Origin of the sequence: Frankia sp. Hr75.2 (genome assembly GCF_949319125.1) — a bacterium.
In the GTDB taxonomy this organism is placed as follows: domain Bacteria; phylum Actinomycetota; class Actinomycetes; order Frankiales; family Frankiaceae; genus Parafrankia; species Parafrankia soli.
This window is the reverse complement of record NZ_CASGGV010000270.1, coordinates 1-255: the sequence shown is the minus strand read 5'-3', so window position 1 is coordinate 255 and position 255 is coordinate 1. Positions and strand designations below refer to the sequence as shown.

The 255-nt window shown below is 72.2% G+C and carries 1 protein-coding gene; it reads left to right on the top strand.

Features of this window, described 5'->3' with window-relative positions; genetic code table 11:
• Positions 1-14: 14 nt before the first annotated feature.
• Positions 15-255, top strand: a 241-nt coding sequence (locus AC559T_RS18315; RefSeq protein WP_498869526.1) for a CurL C-terminal domain-containing protein, incomplete at its 3' end; no start/stop codon positions are given.

The window sequence follows — 255 nt, the reverse complement described above, 5'->3', positions numbered from 1 at the left end:
CGGTGCTGGCCTGGGTGTTGTCCGCGCGCACCCCCCAGGCCCTACGCGACCAGGCCCACCAACTCACCACCCACCTCGACCACCACCCCCACACCGACCCCACCGACCTCGCCCACACCCTCGCCACCACCCGCACCCACTTCCCCCACCGCGCCGTCATCCTCGGCACCACCACCACCGACCTCCACCCCGCACTCACCGCCCTCACCCACAACCAACCCCACCCCGCACTCACCACCACCCCACCCACCAGCA